This is a genomic window from Pseudomonas sp. 22189, from assembly GCF_052045635.1.
GTDB lineage: Bacteria > Pseudomonadota > Gammaproteobacteria > Pseudomonadales > Pseudomonadaceae > Aquipseudomonas > Aquipseudomonas parakoreensis.
Map to the genome: position 1 here is coordinate 229,548 of NZ_JBQEPG010000008.1, position 20,612 is coordinate 250,159.

A 20,612-nucleotide genomic window follows, 5' to 3' on the forward strand; every position below is an offset into this window, starting at 1 on the left:
TATAATGGCCCGCTCTATCGGTTCGGCCAAGCCATCTCTATGCTGCGTTCACTTTTGCGTCGTCTCACGAAGGCCCTGCTCTGGTTCGCGGGCGGCAGTGTGTTGCTGGTGTTGCTGTTTCGCTTCGTGCCGCCGCCGGGCACGGCGCTGATGGTCGAGCGCAAGATCGAATCCTGGGTCGACGGCGAGCCGATTGACCTGCAGCGCACCTGGAAATCGTGGGACGAAATCTCCGATGACCTCAAAGTCGCGGTCATGGCCGGCGAAGATCAGAAATTTCCCGAGCACTGGGGTTTTGACTTCGGCGCGATCCAGGCGGCGTTGGCCCACAACGAACTCGGCGGTTCGATTCGCGGCGCCAGCACCCTGAGCCAGCAAGTGTCGAAAAACCTGTTTCTGTGGTCGGGGCGCAGCTATCTGCGCAAAGGCCTGGAAGCCTGGTTTACCGGACTGATCGAAGTGTTCTGGCCCAAGCAGCGGATTCTTGAGGTTTACCTGAACAGCGTCGAGTGGGATGACGGGGTGTTTGGTGCCGAAGCCGCAGCACGTCATCACTTTGGTGTGAGCGCCAAGTCACTGTCGCGTCAGCAGGCCAGTTATCTGGCGGCAGTACTGCCCAATCCGCGGGTGTGGAGTGCGAGCCATCCGACAGCTTATGTATCGCGCCGGGCCGGGTGGATTCGGCAGCAGATGAGCCAGTTGGGCGGGACCAGTTATTTGCTGGGGCTGGATGATTCGCGTCGGGCGCCTTGGGCGCAATAGCCCTCACTGTTCTTATAGACACTGAAAATCCCTGTGGGAGCGGGCTTGCCCGCGATAGCGGTAGTTCAGCCACCATCTACATGACTGACCCGACGCCATCGCTGGCAAGCCAGCTCCCACAGGGATTAATGCCGCCCTGACATATGCGCATAAAAAAACGCCCCGATCATCGCTGATCGGGGCGTTTTTGTTTGCCTGAGCGCCGGTTACGCGGCGATCGACAACTTGAGCTTGTTCATCGCGCTCTTCTCGAGCTGACGGATCCGCTCGGCCGACACGTTGTACTTCTGTGCCAGGTCGTGCAGCGTGGCTTTCTCTTCTGCCAGCCAGCGCTGGTAGAGGATGTCACGGCTACGCTCGTCCAGCACTTCCAGCGCTTCGTGCAGGTTGTGATTGGAGTTGTCGCTCCAGTCGGCATCTTCCAGCTGACGCGCCGGATCGTACCGGTGGTCTTCCAGATAGTTGGCCGGCGACTGGAAAGCACTGTCGTCATCGGCCTCTGCAGCCGGGTCGAAGGCCATGTCATGGCCGGTCAGGCGACTTTCCATCTCACGCACTTCACGCGGTTCGACGCCGAGGCTTTCCGCCACACGGTGGACTTCCTCGTTGTTCAGCCACGCCAGACGTTTCTTCTGGCTGCGCAGGTTGAAGAACAGCTTGCGCTGGGCCTTGGTGGTCGCGACTTTCACAATGCGCCAGTTGCGCAGGATGAACTCGTGAATTTCCGCCTTGATCCAGTGCACGGCGAACGACACCAGACGCACACCCATTTCCGGGTTGAAGCGTTTAACCGCCTTCATCAGGCCGACGTTGCCTTCCTGGATCAGGTCAGCCTGAGCCAGACCGTAGCCGGAATAGCTACGGGCAATGTGTACGACAAATCGCAGGTGGGCGAGCACCATCTGCCGAGCCGCCCCAAGATCCTGCTCATAGTAGAGACTCTCGGCCAGTTCACGCTCCTGCTCCGGCGTCAGCAATGGAATGCTGTTGACGGTGTGCACATAGGCTTCCAGGTTCGCACCCGGAACCAACGCGTACGCAGGTTGCAAAGAATTGGTCATGCGAAAAAACCTCCCACTTACATACTCGTGCCTCTCGGCACTGCGAAAAATTGACCGGGAATTCAAGTGCAAGTTCCCAAAAAAACCGCAAGGTCAATCACGCGCAAAAAAGATTCTACTTCGGCGCCAGCTCCCTGAGATGACGTGCGACTGCAATCCATGCACCGATATAACCCAACAGCACCGCGCCAAGCAAGAGCGACAGACCGTCGGCAACTGGCACTCCGGCCAGCGCGAAATCACTGCCGTACAAGCCGGCCAGTCCAACCACCGCGTCGTTCAGCCAGTTCAGGCCGAACGCCAGCACACCCCAAGACAGAACACCTGCACCGAAGCCATACAACGCGCCCATATAAAGGAAGGGACGACGCACATAGCTGTCAGTGCCGCCGACGAGTTTAATCACTTCTATCTCTGTGCGGCGGTTTTCAATATGAAGACGAATGGTATTGCCTATCACCAAAAGTAATGCAGAAACCAGAAGCACCGTCAGACCGAAGACAAAACGATCACCGAGCTTGAGGATGGCAGCCAGACGCTCGACCCAGACTAGATCAAGTTGCGCCTGTTGTACCTTGGGCAGCTCGGAAAGTTTTTGTCTTAATGCTTCCAGGGTCGGCTTGTCGACCTCGTTCGGGGTCACCAGCACCACGCCCGGCAGCGGGTTCTCCGGCAGTTCGCGCAAGGCCTCGCCCAGACCGGACTGCTGCTGAAATTCTTCCAGCGCCTGATCGCGGCCGACATATTCGGCATCAGCGACACCGGGCATGCCTTTGATCTGCTCGCGCAACGACTCGCCCTGCGCGGGCGTGGCATCCAGTTGCAGGTACAACGAAATCTGCGCCGCCCGCTGCCACGAACCGCCGAGACGCTCGACGTTGTTGATCAGCAGCGACAGGCCCATCGGCAAGCTCAGCGCCACGGCCATCACCATGCATGTGAAAAAGCTGCCGATCGGCTGCTTGCCGAGGCGACGCAGGCTGTCGAGCAGGCTGGCGCGGTGACTTTCAATCCACGAACGCAACAGCGTGGAGAAGTCCGGGCCATCGTCATCGTCGTGTTTTTTCTTCTTCGGCGGTTGCGGGTCGGCGGCCTTCGGGGCCACGCGCTCGGAAACCTTCGGACTGCGTGTCGCACTCATACGCCGGCCTCCCCGTCGCCGATCAATCGGCCGCGCTGCAGGGTCAGCATGCGGTGCCGCATGCGCGCAATCAGGGCCAGGTCGTGACTGGCGATCAGCACACTGGTGCCCAGGCGGTTGATGTCTTCGAACACGCCCATGATCTCGGCCGCCAGGCGCGGGTCGAGGTTACCGGTCGGTTCGTCCGCCAGCAGCAGGGCTGGACGGTGGACGATGGCGCGGGCGATGCCGACGCGCTGTTGCTGACCGGTGGACAGGTCGCCGGGGTACAGATCGGTTTTATCCGACAGCGCCACGCGCTCCAGCGCCGAATCGACGCGCTTGGCGATCTCGGCCTTGGACAGGCCGAGAATCTGCAGCGGCAGCGCGACGTTGTTGAACACCGTGCGATCGAACAGCAACTGGTGATTCTGGAACACCACGCCGATCTGCCGGCGCAGGAACGGAATCTGCGCGTTACTGATGGTGCTCAGGTCCTGCCCGGCCAGCAGCAGTTTGCCGCTGGTCGGACGCTCCATCGCCAGCAACAGGCGCAACAGCGTGGATTTACCAGCACCGGAGTGACCGGTGACAAACAGAAACTCGCCACGACGGACTCGAAAGCTCAGCTCATGCAAGCCGACGTGACCGTTCGGGTAGCGTTTACCGACCTGTTCGAAACGAATCATGAACGCTCCCGCTCGGCAAACAGTGCCTGGACAAAGGGTTCGGCTTCAAAGGTACGCAGATCGTCGATGCCTTCACCGACGCCGATGTAGCGGATCGGCAGACCAAACTGCTTGGCCAGGGCGAAAATCACCCCGCCCTTGGCGGTGCCGTCGAGCTTGGTCAGCGCCAAGCCGGTCAGTTCGACGGTCTGGTTGAATTGCTTGGCCTGATTGATGGCGTTCTGACCGGTGCCGGCGTCGAGCACCAGCAACACTTCGTGCGGCGCGTCGGCGTCGAGCTTGCCGATCACCCGGCGAACTTTCTTCAGCTCTTCCATCAGGTTGTCTTTGGTATGCAGACGACCGGCGGTGTCGGCGATCAGCACGTCAATGCCACGGGCCTTGGCGGCCTGCACGGCGTCGAAGATCACCGACGCCGAGTCCGCGCCAGTGTGCTGGGCGATCACCGGGATCTTGTTGCGCTCGCCCCAGACCTGCAACTGCTCAACGGCAGCGGCGCGGAAGGTGTCACCGGCGGCGAGCATGACTTTCTTGCCTTCCAGTTGCAGCTTCTTCGCCAGCTTGCCGATGGTGGTGGTCTTGCCGGCGCCGTTGACGCCGACCACCAGAATCACGAACGGTTTGGTCTGCGAGGCGATTTTCAGCGGCTGTTCGACCGGTTTCAGCATCGCCGCCAACTCGGCCTGCAGCGACTTGTACAGCGCGTCGGCATCGGCCAGCTCTTTGCGGGCGACCTTCTGAGTCAAGCGCTGGATGATCTGCGTAGTGGCTTCGACACCGACGTCGGCGGTCAGCAGACGGGTCTCCAGCTCATCAAGCAGGTCGTCGTCGATGGTTTTACGGCCGAGAAACAGGCTGGCCATGCCTTCGCCGATGCTGGCGCTGGTTTTCGACAGGCCTTGCTTGAGGCGGGCGAAGAAGCCGACTTTGGTTTCTTCGCTGCGCGGAGCTTCCACTGGCGTTTCAGCAACCACGTCTACCGGCACCACCGGAGCAGCGACGACCGGGGCAGGTGCAGGTGCAGGCTGCTGAACGACCGGCGCAACAGGGGCGACGACCACCGGGGCCACGGGTTCGGGAACAACCGGCGCTGGCTCGACAACGGGCTCAACCACTGGCGCCGGAGCGACTTCAGGGACGAACGCGGCAGGCGCCGGAATCGGCGGCGTCACATGCGGCGCCGCCTCTTCGACCAAGGCCACCGGCTCTTCCGCCACCGGCAAGGTCAGCCACGGCTCGACCGTCGGAGTCAATGACAGCTCGGCCGCCACCGGGGTTTCAGGTTGTGGCTCTGGCTCAACCGGTTGCAGCACCGGCTCGGCAATCGGCAGCACGATCGGCGCCGGCTCTTCTTCTATGGCAGGCGCTGGCGTCGGGGCCGGTTCAGGAATCGCGGGCGGCTGTTCGACGACGGGTTCCTGCGGTTTCTTACGCAGCCATCCGAACAGGCTTTTCTTCTCGCCAGCCGCAGCTGGGGTCTTCTTGTCGTCGTTGGAACCAAACATGGAGGACGGCTATCTCACGGTAGCGACGCGCCATAAGGGCGCCCCGGCAAATAAATATTCGATGCAGAACAGACTGTGTTTCATCCAGCTTGTTCACGCGCAACATTTTGTCGAGGCGCCAGCGGCACCCCAAAGATTCGTATTAACGAAGGACTAAACCGGAAAAATCGGCGAAAAAGCGAAGTCTAGTCGATAAACCGCAGCTTTCTGCCGCCAACCTATACAACCGGATCAGGCCTGAAAACCTGATAGGCGTGGTCGCCGGTAAAACGGATCAGTATCCTAGCACCCTCTCGCCCGCCGACGCTAAGACCAAGCGGGCAGCCCAACAGGTTAAAAAACGAATGAATGCTCTAGCCCGCCGCGCTGCAGGCCTGCTGCTCAGCACAGTCTGCCTGCCCCTTTCGGCCCTGGCGGCCGACCCGCAACCGACCCACGAATTCACCCTCGACAACGGCCTGAAGGTCGTCGTGCGCGAAGACCATCGCGCGCCGGTGGTGGTGTCGCAGGTCTGGTACAAGGTCGGCTCCAGCTACGAAACCCCGGGCCAGACCGGTCTGTCCCACGCGCTCGAGCACATGATGTTCAAGGGCAGCGAGAAAGTCGGCCCCGGCGAAGCCTCGCTGATCCTGCGCGACTTGGGCGCCGAAGAAAACGCGTTCACCAGCGACGACTTCACCGCCTATTACCAGGTGCTGGCCCGCGACCGTCTGGGCGTAGCGTTTGAACTGGAAGCCGACCGCATGGCCAATCTGCGTCTGCCGGCGGACGAGTTCGCCAAGGAAATCGAAGTCATCAAGGAAGAGCGCCGCCTGCGCACCGATGACAAGCCGATGTCCAAAGCCTACGAGCGCTACAAGGCGATGGCTTACCCGGCCAGCGGCTACCACACGCCGACCATCGGCTGGATGGCAGACCTGGACCGGATGAAGGTCGAAGAGCTGCGGCACTGGTATCAGTCCTGGTATGTGCCGAACAACGCCACGCTGGTAGTGGTCGGCGACGTCACCCCCGATGAAGTGAAGACCCTCGCCCAACGCTACTTCGGGCCGATTGCCAAGCGCGACGTGCCACCGGCGAAGAAACCGCTGGAACTGGCCGAGCCGGGTGAGCGCCAGATCACCCTGCATGTGCAGACCCAACTGCCCAGCCTGATGCTCGGCTTCAACGTGCCCAGCATTGCCACTGCTGAAGACAAGCGCTCGGTCAACGCCCTGCGCCTGATCTCGGCGCTGCTCGACGGCGGCTACAGCGGGCGCATCCCGACGCAACTGGAGCGCGGCGAAGAGCTGGTCTCGGGCGGTTCGTCGAGCTACGACGCCTACACCCGGGGCGACAGCCTGTTCACCCTGTCGGCGACGCCGAACACGCAGAAGAACAAGACCATGGCGCAAGCTGAAGCCGGTCTGTGGAAACTGCTGGAACAACTGAAAACCACCGCACCGTCCGCCGAAGAGCTGGAACGCGTGCGGGCACAGGTTATTGCCGGCCTGGTGTTCGAACGTGATTCGATCACCAGTCAGGCCACCGCCATCGGCCAACTGGAAACGGTCGGGCTGTCGTGGAAGTTGATGGACACCGAACTTGCCGATCTGGAAAGCGTGACCCCGCAAGACATCCAGAACGCCGCCAAGCTGTATTTCACCCGCGAACGTCTCAGCGTCGCCCATGTCCTGCCACTGGAGACGACTCATGAGTGAGCGCAAATCCCCACGCCTGCTGCTCGGTTTGATCGCCATCGCCGTGATCGGCTCTGCCGCGTTCTATCTGATGCCCGGTGTCAAAACCGACGCCAGCGAAGCGCTGGACAACGCCAAGACCAGCCAGAAGCTGCAATCGCTGGCCGAGCTCGACGGCAAGGCCCCGGCCAGCCGCAAGCTCGACGTGCAGACCTGGAACACCGCCGAAGGCGCCAAGGTACTGTTCGTCGAAGCCCATGAGCTGCCGATGTTCGATATGCGCCTGATCTTCGCCGCCGGCAGCAGTCAGGACGGCAATGCGCCGGGCCTGGCAGTCCTGACCAATGCCATGCTCAACGAAGGTGTGGCCGGCAAGGACGTCGGCGCCATTGCCCAGGGCTTCGAAAGCCTCGGCGCGGATTTCGGCAACGGTGCCCACAAGGACATGGCGCTGGCTTCGCTGCGCAGTCTGAGCGCCGCCGACCAGCGCGAGCCGGCGCTGAAGCTGTTCTCCGAAGTGGTGGGCAAACCGACCTTTCCGGCCGACTCCTTCGCACGCATCAAGAATCAGATGCTCGCCGGTTTCGAGTACCAGAAACAGAACCCCGGCAAACTCGCCAGCCTTGAGCTGATGAAACGTTTGTACGGCGACCACCCTTACGCGCATTCCAGCGACGGCAACCCGCAGAGCGTGCCGAAGATCACTCTGGCGCAACTGCGTGAGTTCCACGCCAAGGCCTACGCGGCGGGCAACGTGGTGATAGCGCTGGTCGGTGACCTGTCGCGCGCCGAGGCGGAGACGATTGCCAATCAGGTCTCCGGCGCCCTGCCGAAAGGCCCGGCGCTGGCGAAAATCGCCCAGCCGCAGGAACCGAAAGCCAGCGTCAATCACATCGAGTTCCCGTCCAAGCAAACCAACCTGCTGCTCGCACAGCTGGGCATCGACCGTGACGACCCGGATTACGCGGCGCTGTCGATGGGCAACCAGATCCTCGGTGGTGGCGGTTTCGGCACCCGGCTGATGAGCGAAGTGCGCGAAAAGCGCGGCCTGACCTACGGCGTGTATTCCGGGTTCAGCCCGATGCAGGCTCGCGGCCCGTTCATGATCAACCTGCAGACCCGCGCGGAAATGAGCGAAGGCACGCTGAAACTGGTGCAGGACGTGCTCGCCGATTACCTGAAAACCGGCCCGACCCAGAAAGAACTCGACGACGCCAAACGCGAACTGGCCGGCAGCTTCCCGCTGTCCACCGCGAGCAATGCCGATATCGTCGGCCAACTGGGCGCCATGGGCTTCTATAATCTGCCGCTGAGCTATCTGGATGACTTCATGCGTCAGTCCCAGAGCCTGACTGTCAAGCAGGTCAAAGACGCGATGAACAAACACCTGAGCACGGACAAACTGGTCATCGTCAGCGCTGGCCCGACCGTGCCGCAAAAGCCGTTACCGGCCCCATCTGATAAACCTGCCGAGCCACCGCTCGGGGTTCCGGAGCATTAATGGCTACTCGTCCTAAAAAACCTGCGCAGAACGTCCACAACGGTGTGAACCAGCTGCGCATCATCGGCGGCGAATGGCGCAGCCGCAAACTGAGCTTCCCCGATGCGCCGGGCCTGCGCCCGACGCCGGACCGCGTGCGCGAAACCTTGTTCAACTGGCTCGCGCCGTACGTCGCCGGGGCCAAGGTGCTGGATCCGTTCGCCGGCAGCGGCGCGCTGTTTCTTGAGGCCCTGTCGCGTGGCGCGGCCATGGGGCAGGCGCTGGATGCCAGCCACGTTGCCGTATCGAGCCTGAAGGAACACCTCGGCACCCTGCGCTGCACCAACGGCCAGGTGCAGACCGCCGACGCGCTGCGTTATCTGGAGACCCAGGTCGCCACGCCGTTCGATCTGGTATTTCTCGATCCGCCGTTCAACAAGAACCTGCTGCCAGCGGTCTGCACTTTGCTCGAAGAGCGCCAATGGCTGGCGCCGGATTCGTGGATCTACACTGAAAGCGAGACCGCGCCTTCGACGCTGGGCCTGCCGGGCAACTGGCGCCTGCACCGCGAGCAGAAATCCGGGCGGGTGTACTACGCGTTGTGGCAACGTATGGCAGAGATCGCTGGTTAACTGAAAGTTTGCGCTAAATCTGTGGCGAGGGAGCTTGCTCCCGCTGGGTCGCGTAGCGGCTCCTGTTTCAGAAGCGAGGCCTGCTGCGCAGTCCAGCGGGAGCAAGCTCCCTCGCCACAAAAGCCTGCCTACTCTGCCCACAAAGCTGCATCGAGAACCATCGTGCCCGCTTCTTCAGAACGCTTCACCCCCGCCTTCGGCCTCGGCAACCCGCACCTGCAAACCTTGTGGGGGCCGCTGTGGCGCAAAACCGTCCACCTTGATCGCGAGCGTGAACGCCTGTGGCTGGATGACGGCGACTTCCTCGACCTCGACTGGCATGGCCCGCACAGCGCCGAGGCGCCGCTGGTGCTGGTGCTGCATGGGCTGACCGGTTCTTCAAATTCGCCTTACGTCGCCGGGATCCAGGCCGCGCTCGCCGCCCAAGGCTGGGCCAGTGTCGCGCTGAACTGGCGCGGCTGTTCAGGCGAGCCCAACCTGCTGCCGCGCAGTTACCATTCCGGTGCCAGCGAAGACCTCGCCGAAGCCATCAGACATCTGCGTGCCAAGCGCCCGCTGGCGCCGCTGTATGCGGTTGGCTATTCGTTGGGCGGCAATGTGTTGCTCAAGCATCTGGGCGAGACCGGCAGCGACAGCGGCGTGCTCGGTGCGGTGGCCGTGTCGGTGCCGTTTCGGCTTGATCAGTGTGCCGACCGCATTGGCCAGGGTTTCTCCAAGGTCTATCAAGCACACTTCATGCGCGAGATGGTCGCCTACATCAAGAACAAGCAACGCCAGTTCCAGCATGACGGGCGCGAGGATGGCCTGGCAGCCTTGGCGGCGCTCGGTTCGCTGGAGAACATGCGCACCTTCTGGGACTTCGACGGCCGGGTCACCGCGCCGCTGCACGGTTTCACCGATGCCGAGGATTACTATCGACGGGCGTCGAGTCGTTACTTTCTCGGCGAGATCCGCACCCCGACCCTGATCATTCAGGCGGCTGACGACCCGTTCGTGTTTCCGCACAGTTTGCCGACTGCCGAGGAGCTGTCCACCAGCACCCAGTTCGAATTGCAGGCCAAGGGCGGGCACGTCGGCTTTGTCGATGGCACGTTCCGCCAGCCCGGCTATTACCTGGAACGGCGCATTCCGCAATGGCTGGCCCGTGTGACGTCGTGAGCGATCAGGGCGAGTCGATCCGCTTCTGGCAAACCGCGCCGCTGGCCGGGGTCGAGTTGCTGTCGGCGCGCTACATCGAGCATCGCTTCGCCCCGCACGTCCACGACGGTTATGTGATCGGCATGATCATGGCCGGTGCCCAGCGTTATCGCTATCGCGGCGCCGAACACCTGGCCGGCAGCGGCACGCTGGTGCTGATCAATCCGGACGAATTGCACACCGGGCACAAGGGTACTGAGGATGGCTGGCTGTACCGGGCGTTCTATCCCGATACCGGACAGATCGTGTCCTTGCTCGAAGAACTGGAACTGCCCTGCGCGCCGATGCCGGCGTTTGGCGCGACGCTGTACCGCGACCCGGATCTGGTCAACGGCTTCTGTCAGTTGCACCGCTTGCTGGAAAGCCCCGCCACCGCACTGCAACAGCAGACGGTGTGGCGCGAAATGATGATGCTGTTGTTGCAGCGACATGCGGCGGTGCAGATCAACGGCAGCCCGGGCAAGGAACATCGCGCGGTGGTGATGGCCAAGGAGCTGCTGCACGCGCAACTGGCGGCGCCGCCATCGCTGGAAGAACTGGCGGCCGCGGTGAATCTGTCGCCCTTCCACTTCGCCCGTGTCTTCCGCCGCGCCACCGGCATGCCACCGCATACTTGGCTGATGCAGCAGCGCATCGCCACGGCCCGGGGTTTATTGCAGAGTGGTTGCCTGCCGGTGGAAGTCGCCATGCAGTTGGGTTTTGCCGACCAGAGTCATCTGAGCCGGCAGTTCAAGCAGGTGTATGGCGTGGGGCCGGCGGCGTATCGCAGTGCCCGCGTGGAACGCTAAAAGATCGCAGCCTGCGGCAGCTCCTACAGGGAAATACATTCCAATGTAGGAGCTGCCGCAGGCTGCGATCTTTTGCTGTTATTCGCCCGTGGCTATACCTCTGGAAGGCTCATTGATCCACTCACTCCACGACCCGGCATACAACGAACCCAGCGGATACCCCGCCAGGCACAACGCAAACAGGTTGTGACACGCCGTCACCCCGGAACCGCAATAAGCGACCAGGTCCGTTGGCGAACGATCACCAAGTTTCGCCGCAAAACGCTGCTTGAGCTGCTCCGCTGGCAGGAACCGCCCGTCGCCGCCGAGGTTCTCGGTAAACGCCGCGCATTGCGCCCCGGGAATGTGCCCGGCAATCGGGTCGATCGGTTCCACCTCACCCTTGAAGCGCGGCAAGGCCCGGGCATCGAGCAATGTCAGCGACGGCTGCGCAAGGCGCTTCTGCAATTGTTCGGCGCTCAGCAGCAGTTTCATGTCCGGTTGCCCGCTGAAATTGCCGCGACTGACCGATGGCGCATCCAGACTCAGCGGCAAACCCGCCGCGTGCCAGGCCTTGAGGCCGCCGTCGAGAATGAACACGCCATCGCGCTTGCCCAGCCACGCCAGCAACCACCAGGCGCGGGCCGCATAGGAACCAGGGCCGTCGTCGTACAAAACCACGTCGCTGTCGACATTGATGCCCCACGCCTGCAGACGCTCGATCAACGCCGCCGGCTCGGGCAACGGGTGACGTCCGGTCACGCCTTTGACCACTTTGCCACTGAGGTCGCGTTCAAGGTCGGCGAAGCGGGCGCCGGCGATGTGCCCTTCGGCATAGCTGCGCTGCCCGTAGTCCGGGTCTTCGAGGGCAAAACGACAATCGAGAATCACCAGCCCCGGCTGCTCCTTGCGGGCATCCAGTGCGGTCGGGCTGAGCAGTTGCGCAATCGGCATAACGGACTCCTGTGAGCGACTTCGAAATGGATTACCGCCCTTCCTCCAGGGCCTGGGCCAGCGGCACGTAGAACTCGTCGAACAAGGCATTCACCTCTTCGCGGGCCTGATCGGTGACGAATCCGGCTTCCAGCACCAGCACCTGATACACGCCACGCTTGATGGCCTGTTCGCTGAGGTGGTTGGAGTTTTCCCGGGTGGTGCACAGAAAGCGCACCCACGAGGTGAGGATGATCCAGGCATTGATCGTCAGGGATTCGATCTGCACCCGATCCATCTTGAGAATGCCGGCGGCGACGAAGCCCTCGTAGATCGCCATGCCCTGAATCACGCAGCGCTGGGAAAAGCGCCGGTAGCGCGCAGCCAGGTCCGGGTCGCTGTCGAGCAGGTGCTCGAGATCCCGATGCAGAAAGCGGTAACCCCACATCGCCGACAGCAGCTCCTTGAGGTAATAGCGCTTGTCTTCGACGGTGGCGGCACGCCCCTGCGGCGGGCGCAGAAAGCTGTCCACAAGCGTCTCGTACTCACTGAACAGCACGGCGATGATCGCCTGCTTGTTCGGGAAGTGGTAGTACAGATTGCCCGGAGAAATCTCCATGTGCGCGGCTATGTGATTGGTGCTGATGCTGCGCTCGCCCTGCTGATTGAACAGTTCGAGGCTGTTCTGCACGATGCGCTCGCTGGTTTTTATTCGTGGGGCCATGGCTTGAGCTTTAATTCAGAGTGCGGTGAGGGGCATCTTACGACCTAACCGGAATTGGATAAAACAAAGCTGTGTCGGGAAGTCATTTGACTTTCTAGAGCATAGACTCTAAAAAGTCCTCACTACAATAAATCCGGAGCCGACGATGACTGCCGACATTGCTTATCTGCAAACGCTGCAACAGCCCCTGGAAGAGCTGGATCGGCTGTTCGCGGCACAGCGCGCCGCCTACACAGCCAACCCGATGCCACCGGCGGCCCAGCGTCAGCAATGGCTCAAAGCGTTGCGCGAGATGCTCAGCAATGAGCGCCAGGCCTTGATAGACGCCATCAGCGCAGATTTCAGTCATCGCAGCGCCGATGAAACCCTGCTTGCCGAGCTGATGCCCAGCCTGCACGGTATCCATTACGCCAGCCGCCACCTCAAGGGCTGGATGAAGTCGTCGCGACGCAAAGTCGGCATGGCCTTTCAGCCGGCATCAGCGAAAGTCGTGTACCAGCCGCTCGGCGTGGTCGGCATCATTGTCCCGTGGAACTACCCGTTGTATCTGGCCATCGGCCCATTGGTCGGTGCGCTCGCGGCGGGTAACCGGGTGATGCTCAAACTCAGCGAATCGACCCCGGCCACCGGCCAACTGCTCAAAACCCTGCTGGGACGAATTTTCCCCGAAGACCTGGTCTGCGTGGTGCTCGGCGAGGCCGACATCGGCGTGGCGTTCTCCCGTCTGCGCTTTGATCACTTGCTGTTCACCGGCGCCACCAGCATCGGCAAGCATGTGATGCGCGCGGCGGCGGAAAACCTGACCCCGGTGACCCTTGAACTGGGCGGCAAGTCCCCGGCCATTGTCTCCCAAGACGTACCGCTCAAGGACGCCGCCGAACGCATCGCCTTCGGTAAAACCCTCAACGCCGGCCAGACCTGCGTCGCGCCCGATTATGTGCTGGTGCCGCAAGACCGTGTCGGCGCGTTCGTCGAAGCCTATCGCCAGGTGGTCAACAATTTCTATCCGACCCTCGCCGACAACCCGGACTACACCGCGATCATCAACGAGCGCCAACTGGCCCGGCTCAACAGTTATGTCAGCGACGCCACCAGCAAGGGCGCGCTGCTGATTCCGCTGTTCGAACAAGGCCAGGGCCGGCGCATGCCGCACAGCCTGCTGCTGAACGTCACCGACGAGATGACCGTGATGCAGGACGAAATCTTCGGCCCGCTGCTGCCGATCGTGCCGTATCAGGATCTCGATCAGGCGTTTGCCTACATCAATCAGCGCCCGCGTCCTCTGGCGCTTTACTACTTCGGCTACGACAAACGCGAACAGAACCGCGTGCTGCACGAAACCCACTCCGGCGGCGTGTGCCTGAACGACACCTTGTTGCACGTGGCGCAGGACGACATGCCATTCGGCGGCATCGGCCCGTCGGGCATGGGCCACTATCACGGCCACGAAGGCTTCCTGACTTTCAGCAAGGCCAAGGGCGTACTGATCAAACAGCGCTTCAACGCCGCGAAGTTGATCTATCCGCCGTACGGCAAATCGATCCAGAAACTGATCCAGAAGCTGTTCATCCGCTAATCGTCGTCACCGCCGGGTAATAACAACAATGCACCCAAGCCTGACCGAAACACCTGCCCTGTCGCGCCGTGGCCTGCTGAAATTCAGCCTCGGTGCCACCGCGTTCCTCGCCACCGCCGGCCTCGGCGCCAGCCTCAGTGGTTGCTCATCGAGTGTCGCGGCCAATGGCTTCGTCACTTTGCGCGACGGCGACCTGCTGTTCCTGCGCGCACTGATTCCGGTGATGCTCGAAGGCGCCGTGGCCACCGAGAAAATGCCCGGTGCGGTGGATGGCACTCTGAAGTCGCTGGACTTCAGCCTCGATCACCTGTCGCCGGAGATGCTCAAACTCACCCGACAACTGTTCGACGTGCTCGGCATGGCCGTCACCCGCGGGCCGCTCACCGGCATCTGGGGCAGTTGGGAAAACGCCAGCCCCGAGGCGATGCGTCACTTCCTCGAACGTTGGCAGAACAGTTCATTGAGCCTGCTGCGCATGGGCCACAGTTCTTTGCAGCAGATGGTGATGATGGCCTGGTACACCCGCGCCGAGTCCTGGGCGCATTGCGGCTATCCCGGCCCGCCGACTGTTTGAAACCGAGTCGCGCCCTTCGCAAGCAGGCTCGCTCCCACAGTGGGTTGCGGTGCAAATGTGGGAGCGAGCCTGCTCTCGAAGGGACCCGCCAGAACAACAAGAACAAGAGAACCTGATCAATGCCCGTACCCGACCCGTTCCGCGAAGGCCTTGCCCGTGGCTGGAAAACCTACAACGGCGCACAACTGACCGACGACCTGACGCTGCAAACCGACGTGGCCATCATCGGCAGCGGTGCCGGAGGCGGCACCACGGCGGAAATCCTCAGCGCCGCCGGTTACAAAGTGCTGCTGATCGAAGAAGGCCCGCTCAAGACCAGTTCCGACTTCAAAATGCTTGAAGACCAGGCCTACAGCAGCCTCTATCAGGAAGGCATCGGCCGCATGAGCAAGGACGGCGCGATCACCATTCTGCAGGGTCGCGCGGTGGGCGGCACCACGCTGATCAACTGGACGTCGAGCTTCCGCACGCCCGAGCCGACCCTCGAACACTGGGCCAGGGAACACAACGTCAAAGGCCACAGCCCGGCCGAGATGGCGCCGTGGTTCGAGAAAATGGAACAGCGCCTCGGCGTCGCGCCTTGGAGGGTCCCGCCCAATGCCAACAACGACGTGATCCGCAAGGGCTGCGAGCAACTCGGCTACAGCTGGCACGTGATCCCGCGCAACGTCCGTGGCTGCTGGAACCTTGGCTATTGCGGCATGGGCTGCCCGACCAATGCCAAGCAGTCGATGATGGTCACCACCATTCCGGCGACCCTGGAAAAGGGCGGCGAACTGCTGTACCTGGCCCGCGCGGAAAAACTGTTGATCAGCGGCGACAAAATCACCGGCCTGCAATGCGTGGCGATGGACGAGCGCTGCGTCGCGCCGACCGGACGCAAAATCACGGTCAAAGCCCGGCATTACGTGCTGGCGGGCGGCGGCATCAACAGCCCGGCCCTGCTCTTGCGTTCAGACGCGCCGGACCCGCATCAGCGCCTCGGCAAACGCACCTTTTTGCATCTGGTTAACATGTCCGCCGGGCGTTTCGACGAGGTGATCAACCCGTTCTACGGCGCGCCGCAGTCGATCTACTCGGATCATTTCCAGTGGAAGGACGGCACCAGCGGGCCGATGGGCTACAAACTCGAAGTGCCACCGCTGCAACCGGCACTGGCGGCAACGCTGCTCGGCGGCTTCGGCCAGCAGAACGCCGAACACATGGCCGACCTGCCACACACCCACGCGATGCTCGCGTTGCTGCGCGACGGCTTCCATCCGGACAGCCCCGGCGGCAGTGTCGAATTGCGCGGCGACGGCTCACCAGTGCTCGACTATCAAGTCTCGTCTTACGCCTGGGAGGGCTTGCGTCGCGCGTTTCACAGCATGGCCGAGATCCAGTTCGCCGGCGGCGCGAAAGCGGTAATGCCGATGCACGCCGATGCGCGCTACGTGAACACCCTGGCCGAGGCGCGCAAATTGATCGACGGTCTGAGCCTTGAGCTCTATCGCACGCGACTGGGCAGTGCCCACGTGATGGGCGGTTGCGCAATGGGTGAAGACCCGAAAAACGCGGTTACCGACAGCCTTGGCCGGCATCATCAACTGAGCAATCTTTCGGTTCACGACGGCTCGCTGTTCCCCACCAGCATTGGCGCCAACCCGCAATTGTCGGTGTATGGACTGACCGCACAACTGGCGACATCCCTCGCCGATCGGCTGAGAAATCCGTGAAAAAAACGGTTTATCGCGTCGTCTATAGTGCTTTCTTACCCAACAGGCGACTTGGCCGACCGGGACGGCTGCGATACCATCCGACTCCCCAACGGACTCCCGCCAGGACGACGCGATGAACCGAGTGTTGTACCCAGGTACCTTCGACCCTATTACCAAAGGGCATGGCGATCTGGTCGAACGCGCCTCGCGCCTGTTCGATCACGTGATCATTGCGGTCGCCGCCAGCCCGAAGAAAAATCCGCTGTTCCCGCTGGAACAACGGGTTGAGCTGGCTCGCGAGGTCACCAAACACCTGCCCAACGTCGAAGTGGTCGGCTTCTCGACGCTGCTGGCGCATTTCGCCAAAGAGCAGAACGCCAATGTGTTCCTGCGCGGTCTGCGCGCGGTGTCGGACTTCGAATACGAATTCCAGCTGGCCAACATGAACCGCCAGTTGGCCCCGGACGTCGAGAGCCTGTTTCTCACCCCGTCCGAGCGTTATTCGTTCATTTCCTCGACGCTGGTGCGGGAAATCGCCGCGCTGGGCGGCGATATCAGCAAGTTCGTGCACCCGGCCGTGGCCGATGCCCTGACCCTGCGCTTCAAAAAGTAGGAGCTGCCGAAGGCTGCGATCTTTTGCTTTTAAAGATTGCAGTCTCGTGCCCTTGATCGCAGCCGCGTGCACTGTTCTCGCCAATGCGGCACAATTGCGCGCATTGATTTATTGCGCCCGGGCCTGCCGCCCCGGCTGGAGTTAGCATGTCCCTGATCATCACCGACGATTGCATCAACTGCGACGTCTGCGAACCCGAGTGCCCGAACGCTGCCATTTCCCAAGGCGAAGAGATCTACGTGATCGACCCGAACCTGTGCACCCAGTGCGTCGGCCACTACGACGAACCGCAATGCCAGCAGGTCTGCCCGGTGGATTGCATTCCGCTGGACGAGGCGCATCCGGAGACTGAAGAACAGTTGATGGAAAAGTACCGCAAGATCACCGGCAAGGCCTGAGTCCTTCAGCGCCTGTTCCGACGCCATCGCGGGCAAGCCCGCTCCCACAGGGTTGTGTGGTGATACACAAATCGTGTGAACACCGAAATCCTTGTGGGAGCGGGCTTGCCCGCGATGAGGCCATCAATAACACCGCTGATCTCGGATCAGCTCACTCACGCTGCTCAAACCCCTCCCCCGTACACCCCAGACACCGCACAAAAGCAGCTTTCGCCGGATCCACCACCAGCGCCTGTCCCGCATCGCCCACCCCGCCACCCAGCGCGGTAAACGGCAATGACACCACAAACACCCCCGCACCCAGCACCGTTGCCACCACCAATAAAGGTCGGGCAATCAGCAAATCGCCGATCATGGCGTAGGCGGGAGGGTTCTGGATGGCGTAGCGCGGATCACCGCTGCCGTTTTCCGTGGCCTGAACGGCCAGGCTGAAACACAGCAGCAGTGTGGCAAACAGGACTTGCAAGGACTTCATGGCACGATCCTTCGGGCTGAACAGTGAGACCACTCACTATAGACCGTAGGACTTTTTCAGCTTTTTGCCTCAGGTCTGACAGCGCGGACAGAACACACTGGCCCGTTGCCCCAGCTTCACTTCGCGCAGGCCGGTGCCGCAGACCTTGCAGTTTTCACCGCCACGACCATACACGAACAGTTCCTGCTGGAAGTACCCCGGCTGCCCGTCACCGCCGATGAAATCGCGCAACGTAGTGCCGCCACGCTCTATGGCCGCAGCGAGGATGCGCTTGATCTCGATCGCCAGCTTCAGATACCGCGCCCGGGAGATGCTTTTGGCTTCGCGGCGCGGATCGATCCCGGCGGCGAACAGCGCTTCGGTCGCGTAAATGTTGCCGACGCCGACCACCACCGCGTTGTCCATGATGAACGGCTTGACCGCCATCGAACGCCCACGCGACAGCTGGAACAGGCGCTCGCCGTCGAACAGATCGGTCAATGGCTCCGGCCCCAAGCGAATCAGCAGTTCGTGATTGAGCGGGTCGCTACTCCAGAGCATCGCACCGAACCGGCGCGGATCGGTGTAGCGCAGGGCCAGCCCGGATTCCAGCTCGATATCGACATGCTCATGCTTGGCCGCCGGCATCCCGACCTCAACCAGCCGCAAGTTACCGGACATGCCCAAGTGGCTGATCAGCGTGCCGACTTCGGCGTTGATCAGCAAATACTTGGCCCGCCGCTCGACCAGCACGATGCGCTGCCCGGAAAGACGCACATCGAGGTCTTCGGGGATCGGCCAGCGCAGCCGACGATCCCGCACGATCACCCGGCTGACGCGCTGGCCTTCCAAGTGCGGAGCAATGCCCCGGCGGGTGGTTTCGACTTCCGGCAGTTCAGGCATGGCGTCCTCGAATCAATGCGCGCCGAGGTCGCGGATGGTCTGTTTGAGGGTTTCGAAATCGTAGTCCGACAGGCCCACGTAATCGAGAATCAGCGCACCGATGCTGTTCCACTCGTGGTCCTCGGTCTGATTGCCCAGCACCCGATACGACGCACAGATGTGTTCGGCCATCTTCAGGATCGCCAGCAGATTCTTCATCTGGCTGTTGCGCGAGGATTCGTCGCTGAAGATCGCCAGCGCATTGTGGTGATTGGCGATCGCCGTGCTGACATGTTCCGGCAGGCGCCACGACTTGGCGGTGTAATAGCCCACCACCGCGTGGTTGGTGTTGAACTCGCTGTTCTCGGTGTCCACCACCCGGCATTCGGCGCTGGCGTTGGCGTAAGCCTTTTCCAGTACCGACATGTAGTTGGGGAAGCGCTGCAGCATCAACGGCACGCCGCAGTCGTGGAACAGCCCCAAAGCATAGGCTTCGTCGCCGGCCTGGGTGCCGATGCGCTTGGCCAGGGTCAGGCACGTCATCGCCACGTCCTGCGCAGTGTCCCAGAAACGGTTGAGGGTGACGATGGTGTCGTCGTTCATCTCGCCCTTGATCGACTGCGCGTTGATCAGGTTGATGATCGAACGGCTGCCCAACAGGTTCACTGCACGCTGGATCGAGGTGATCTTGTTGCTCAGGCCGTAATACGGCGAATTGACGATTTTCAGCAGCGAACCGGACAGGCCGGGATCCTGGGAGATCAGCTTGGCGATCACCTCCAGGTCCGGGTCGGGCATGTACTGCTCCATTTGCAGATCCACCATGATCTGCGGCTGCGCCGGCACACTGATGCCTTGCAGGGATTGTTGAATCTGTTCGGTGGTCAGCTCTTGGGACATAAGTACACACTCTGGGACAGGCGGCGATTCTAACCTCTAAAAACCGCACGACGACACACCAGTGGGCAATTGTCAGGAACTTTCATCCACGCTCAGGCTTCGGACTTTGTAAGGCCGACCGGACAATCAAGCACCGGCGCGGCGGTAATTTCCCGCAGACTCAGGAGCTTATCGATGACTACCTCCCTCACCGGCAAACGCGTCGCCATTTTGGTAACCGACGGTTTCGAACAGGTCGAGTTGACCGGCCCCAAGCAGGCACTCGAGCAGGCCGGCGCCCAGGTCGACATCCTTTCGGCCGAGGCCGGCAAGGTCAAAGGCTGGCACCACGACAAACCGGCGGATGACTTCAAGGTCGACCAGACCTTTCAAGGTGCCAGCAGCGAGCAGTACGACGCGATCGTCCTGCCGGGCGGCGTACAGAACTCCGACACCATCCGCATCGACCAGGACGCCCAGCATCTGGTGAAAACCGGGGCCTCCGCCGGCAAACCGATTGCGGTGATCTGCCATGGCGGCTGGTTGCTGATTTCCGCCGGGTTGGTCAACGGCAAAACCATGACCAGTTTCAAGACACTCAAGGATGACCTGGTGAATGCCGGGGCCAACTGGGTCGACAAGGAAGTGGTCAAGGACGGTCATCTGATCAGCAGCCGTCAGCCGGATGATATTCCGGCGTTCAACAAGGAGCTGATCGACGCGCTGTCAGCCTGATCCGTGGGCTAGTGAATTCATGTGGTAAGGGGATTTATGTGGCGAGGGGATTTATCCCCGATGGACAGCGCAGCTGCCCCAAATCGATTCACGCGGTCAGTCAGACAACTGCGTTCGGGGTTTGCGGCTGCTATGCAGCCGATCGGGGATAAATCCCCTCGCCACAGTAAACTCCTTCATCACTGATTCCCCTTGCCACATGTCCACTCACCAGCCAATCAGGCCGAGCAACACGCTATACTCCCGCTCTTTTTT

General features: G+C 61.7%; 21 protein-coding genes. 12 read left to right on the forward strand and 9 right to left on the reverse strand.

Annotation, left to right across the window (positions count from 1 at the left end; genetic code table 11):
- Positions 1-39: 39 nt before the first annotated feature.
- Entirely contained in the window at positions 40-762 is a 723-nt protein-coding gene (mtgA, locus tag ACTJKS_RS11290; RefSeq protein WP_108184096.1) for a monofunctional biosynthetic peptidoglycan transglycosylase, read from the forward strand.
- Between the two features lie 206 nt (positions 763-968).
- Here mtgA and rpoH read toward each other — a convergent pair whose 3' ends face one another.
- The 4 genes from rpoH to ftsY all read right to left on the reverse strand — a co-directional run bounded on the left by rpoH (position 969) and on the right by ftsY (position 5,137).
- Positions 969-1,823, reverse strand: coding sequence for an RNA polymerase sigma factor RpoH (gene rpoH / locus ACTJKS_RS11295; protein ID WP_003229146.1), 855 nt, complete (start codon positions 1,821-1,823; stop codon positions 969-971).
- Between the two features lie 115 nt (positions 1,824-1,938).
- Entirely contained in the window at positions 1,939-2,964 is a 1,026-nt protein-coding gene (ftsX, locus tag ACTJKS_RS11300; RefSeq protein ID WP_007964135.1) for a permease-like cell division protein FtsX, read from the reverse strand.
- Positions 2,961-3,632, reverse strand: coding sequence for a cell division ATP-binding protein FtsE (gene ftsE / locus ACTJKS_RS11305; protein WP_003229148.1), 672 nt, complete (start codon positions 3,630-3,632; stop codon positions 2,961-2,963). The genes ftsX and ftsE overlap by 4 nt, the downstream gene beginning before the upstream one ends.
- The gene (ftsY, locus tag ACTJKS_RS11310; protein WP_108184098.1) at positions 3,629-5,137 is read right to left on the reverse strand and encodes a signal recognition particle-docking protein FtsY; all 1,509 of its coding nucleotides are present in this window, start codon (positions 5,135-5,137) and stop codon (positions 3,629-3,631) included. Before ftsY ends, ftsE begins: the two co-directional genes overlap by 4 nt.
- A 344-nt stretch (positions 5,138-5,481) precedes the next feature.
- Here ftsY and ACTJKS_RS11315 point away from each other — a divergent pair, with 344 nt between their 5' ends.
- From ACTJKS_RS11315 to ACTJKS_RS11335, 5 genes are all read left to right on the forward strand, one after another.
- A complete protein-coding gene (locus ACTJKS_RS11315; protein WP_098966083.1) occupies positions 5,482-6,837 on the forward strand; it encodes a M16 family metallopeptidase in 1,356 nt (451 codons plus the stop codon).
- A complete protein-coding gene (locus tag ACTJKS_RS11320) occupies positions 6,830-8,317 on the forward strand; it encodes a M16 family metallopeptidase (protein WP_108184099.1) in 1,488 nt (495 codons plus the stop codon). Before ACTJKS_RS11315 ends, ACTJKS_RS11320 begins: the two co-directional genes overlap by 8 nt.
- The gene (gene rsmD, locus ACTJKS_RS11325; protein WP_108184100.1) at positions 8,317-8,928 is read left to right on the forward strand and encodes a 16S rRNA (guanine(966)-N(2))-methyltransferase RsmD; all 612 of its coding nucleotides are present in this window, start codon (positions 8,317-8,319) and stop codon (positions 8,926-8,928) included. Before ACTJKS_RS11320 ends, rsmD begins: the two co-directional genes overlap by 1 nt.
- A 162-nt stretch (positions 8,929-9,090) precedes the next feature.
- On the forward strand, positions 9,091-10,086 hold the full coding sequence (locus ACTJKS_RS11330; protein WP_108184101.1) for a hydrolase: 996 nt from the start codon (positions 9,091-9,093) through the stop codon (positions 10,084-10,086).
- Positions 10,062-10,913: an AraC family transcriptional regulator gene (locus ACTJKS_RS11335; protein ID WP_174377000.1), complete on the forward strand. Its 852-nt coding sequence runs from the start codon at positions 10,062-10,064 to the stop codon at positions 10,911-10,913. The genes ACTJKS_RS11330 and ACTJKS_RS11335 overlap by 25 nt, the downstream gene beginning before the upstream one ends.
- A gap of 78 nt (positions 10,914-10,991) precedes the next feature.
- Here ACTJKS_RS11335 and ACTJKS_RS11340 read toward each other — a convergent pair whose 3' ends face one another.
- Both ACTJKS_RS11340 and ACTJKS_RS11345 read right to left on the reverse strand, forming a co-directional pair.
- Positions 10,992-11,846 (reverse strand): sulfurtransferase, encoded by an 855-nt coding sequence (locus ACTJKS_RS11340; protein WP_108184102.1) that lies wholly within the window; start codon positions 11,844-11,846, stop codon positions 10,992-10,994.
- Positions 11,847-11,877: 31 nt separating this feature from the next.
- The gene (locus ACTJKS_RS11345; RefSeq protein ID WP_027610562.1) at positions 11,878-12,549 is read right to left on the reverse strand and encodes a TetR/AcrR family transcriptional regulator; all 672 of its coding nucleotides are present in this window, start codon (positions 12,547-12,549) and stop codon (positions 11,878-11,880) included.
- 145 nt (positions 12,550-12,694) lie between these two features.
- On the opposite strand from ACTJKS_RS11345, the gene ACTJKS_RS11350 reads away from it, so the two are divergent.
- The 5 genes from ACTJKS_RS11350 (at position 12,695) to ACTJKS_RS11370 (ending at position 17,407) form a co-directional block, all read left to right on the forward strand.
- On the forward strand, positions 12,695-14,125 hold the full coding sequence (locus tag ACTJKS_RS11350; RefSeq protein ID WP_262948150.1) for a coniferyl aldehyde dehydrogenase: 1,431 nt from the start codon (positions 12,695-12,697) through the stop codon (positions 14,123-14,125).
- 28 nt (positions 14,126-14,153) lie between these two features.
- The gene (locus ACTJKS_RS11355) at positions 14,154-14,699 is read left to right on the forward strand and encodes a twin-arginine translocation pathway signal protein (RefSeq protein WP_262948149.1); all 546 of its coding nucleotides are present in this window, start codon (positions 14,154-14,156) and stop codon (positions 14,697-14,699) included.
- 119 nt (positions 14,700-14,818) lie between these two features.
- A complete protein-coding gene (locus ACTJKS_RS11360; RefSeq protein ID WP_108184105.1) occupies positions 14,819-16,414 on the forward strand; it encodes a GMC family oxidoreductase in 1,596 nt (531 codons plus the stop codon).
- A 115-nt stretch (positions 16,415-16,529) separates the two neighbouring features.
- Positions 16,530-17,009, forward strand: coding sequence for a pantetheine-phosphate adenylyltransferase (gene coaD, locus ACTJKS_RS11365; protein ID WP_003229157.1), 480 nt, complete (start codon positions 16,530-16,532; stop codon positions 17,007-17,009).
- Between the two features lie 146 nt (positions 17,010-17,155).
- The gene (locus ACTJKS_RS11370) at positions 17,156-17,407 is read left to right on the forward strand and encodes a YfhL family 4Fe-4S dicluster ferredoxin (RefSeq protein ID WP_003195146.1); all 252 of its coding nucleotides are present in this window, start codon (positions 17,156-17,158) and stop codon (positions 17,405-17,407) included.
- Positions 17,408-17,558: 151 nt separating this feature from the next.
- Here ACTJKS_RS11370 and ACTJKS_RS11375 read toward each other — a convergent pair whose 3' ends face one another.
- The 3 genes from ACTJKS_RS11375 to ACTJKS_RS11385 all read right to left on the reverse strand — a co-directional run bounded on the left by ACTJKS_RS11375 (position 17,559) and on the right by ACTJKS_RS11385 (position 19,589).
- Complete coding sequence (locus tag ACTJKS_RS11375) at positions 17,559-17,882, reverse strand: multidrug transporter (protein WP_108184106.1); 324 nt, start codon at positions 17,880-17,882, stop codon at positions 17,559-17,561.
- Between the two features lie 69 nt (positions 17,883-17,951).
- Complete coding sequence (gene mutM / locus ACTJKS_RS11380) at positions 17,952-18,764, reverse strand: bifunctional DNA-formamidopyrimidine glycosylase/DNA-(apurinic or apyrimidinic site) lyase (protein WP_262948148.1); 813 nt, start codon at positions 18,762-18,764, stop codon at positions 17,952-17,954.
- A 12-nt stretch (positions 18,765-18,776) separates the two neighbouring features.
- Positions 18,777-19,589 (reverse strand): HDOD domain-containing protein, encoded by an 813-nt coding sequence (locus tag ACTJKS_RS11385; protein WP_174377003.1) that lies wholly within the window; start codon positions 19,587-19,589, stop codon positions 18,777-18,779.
- A 228-nt stretch (positions 19,590-19,817) separates the two neighbouring features.
- Between ACTJKS_RS11385 and ACTJKS_RS11390 the strand changes: the two genes are divergently transcribed.
- On the forward strand, positions 19,818-20,357 hold the full coding sequence (locus ACTJKS_RS11390; RefSeq protein ID WP_108184109.1) for a type 1 glutamine amidotransferase domain-containing protein: 540 nt from the start codon (positions 19,818-19,820) through the stop codon (positions 20,355-20,357).
- The last annotated feature ends 255 nt before the right edge of the window (positions 20,358-20,612 follow it).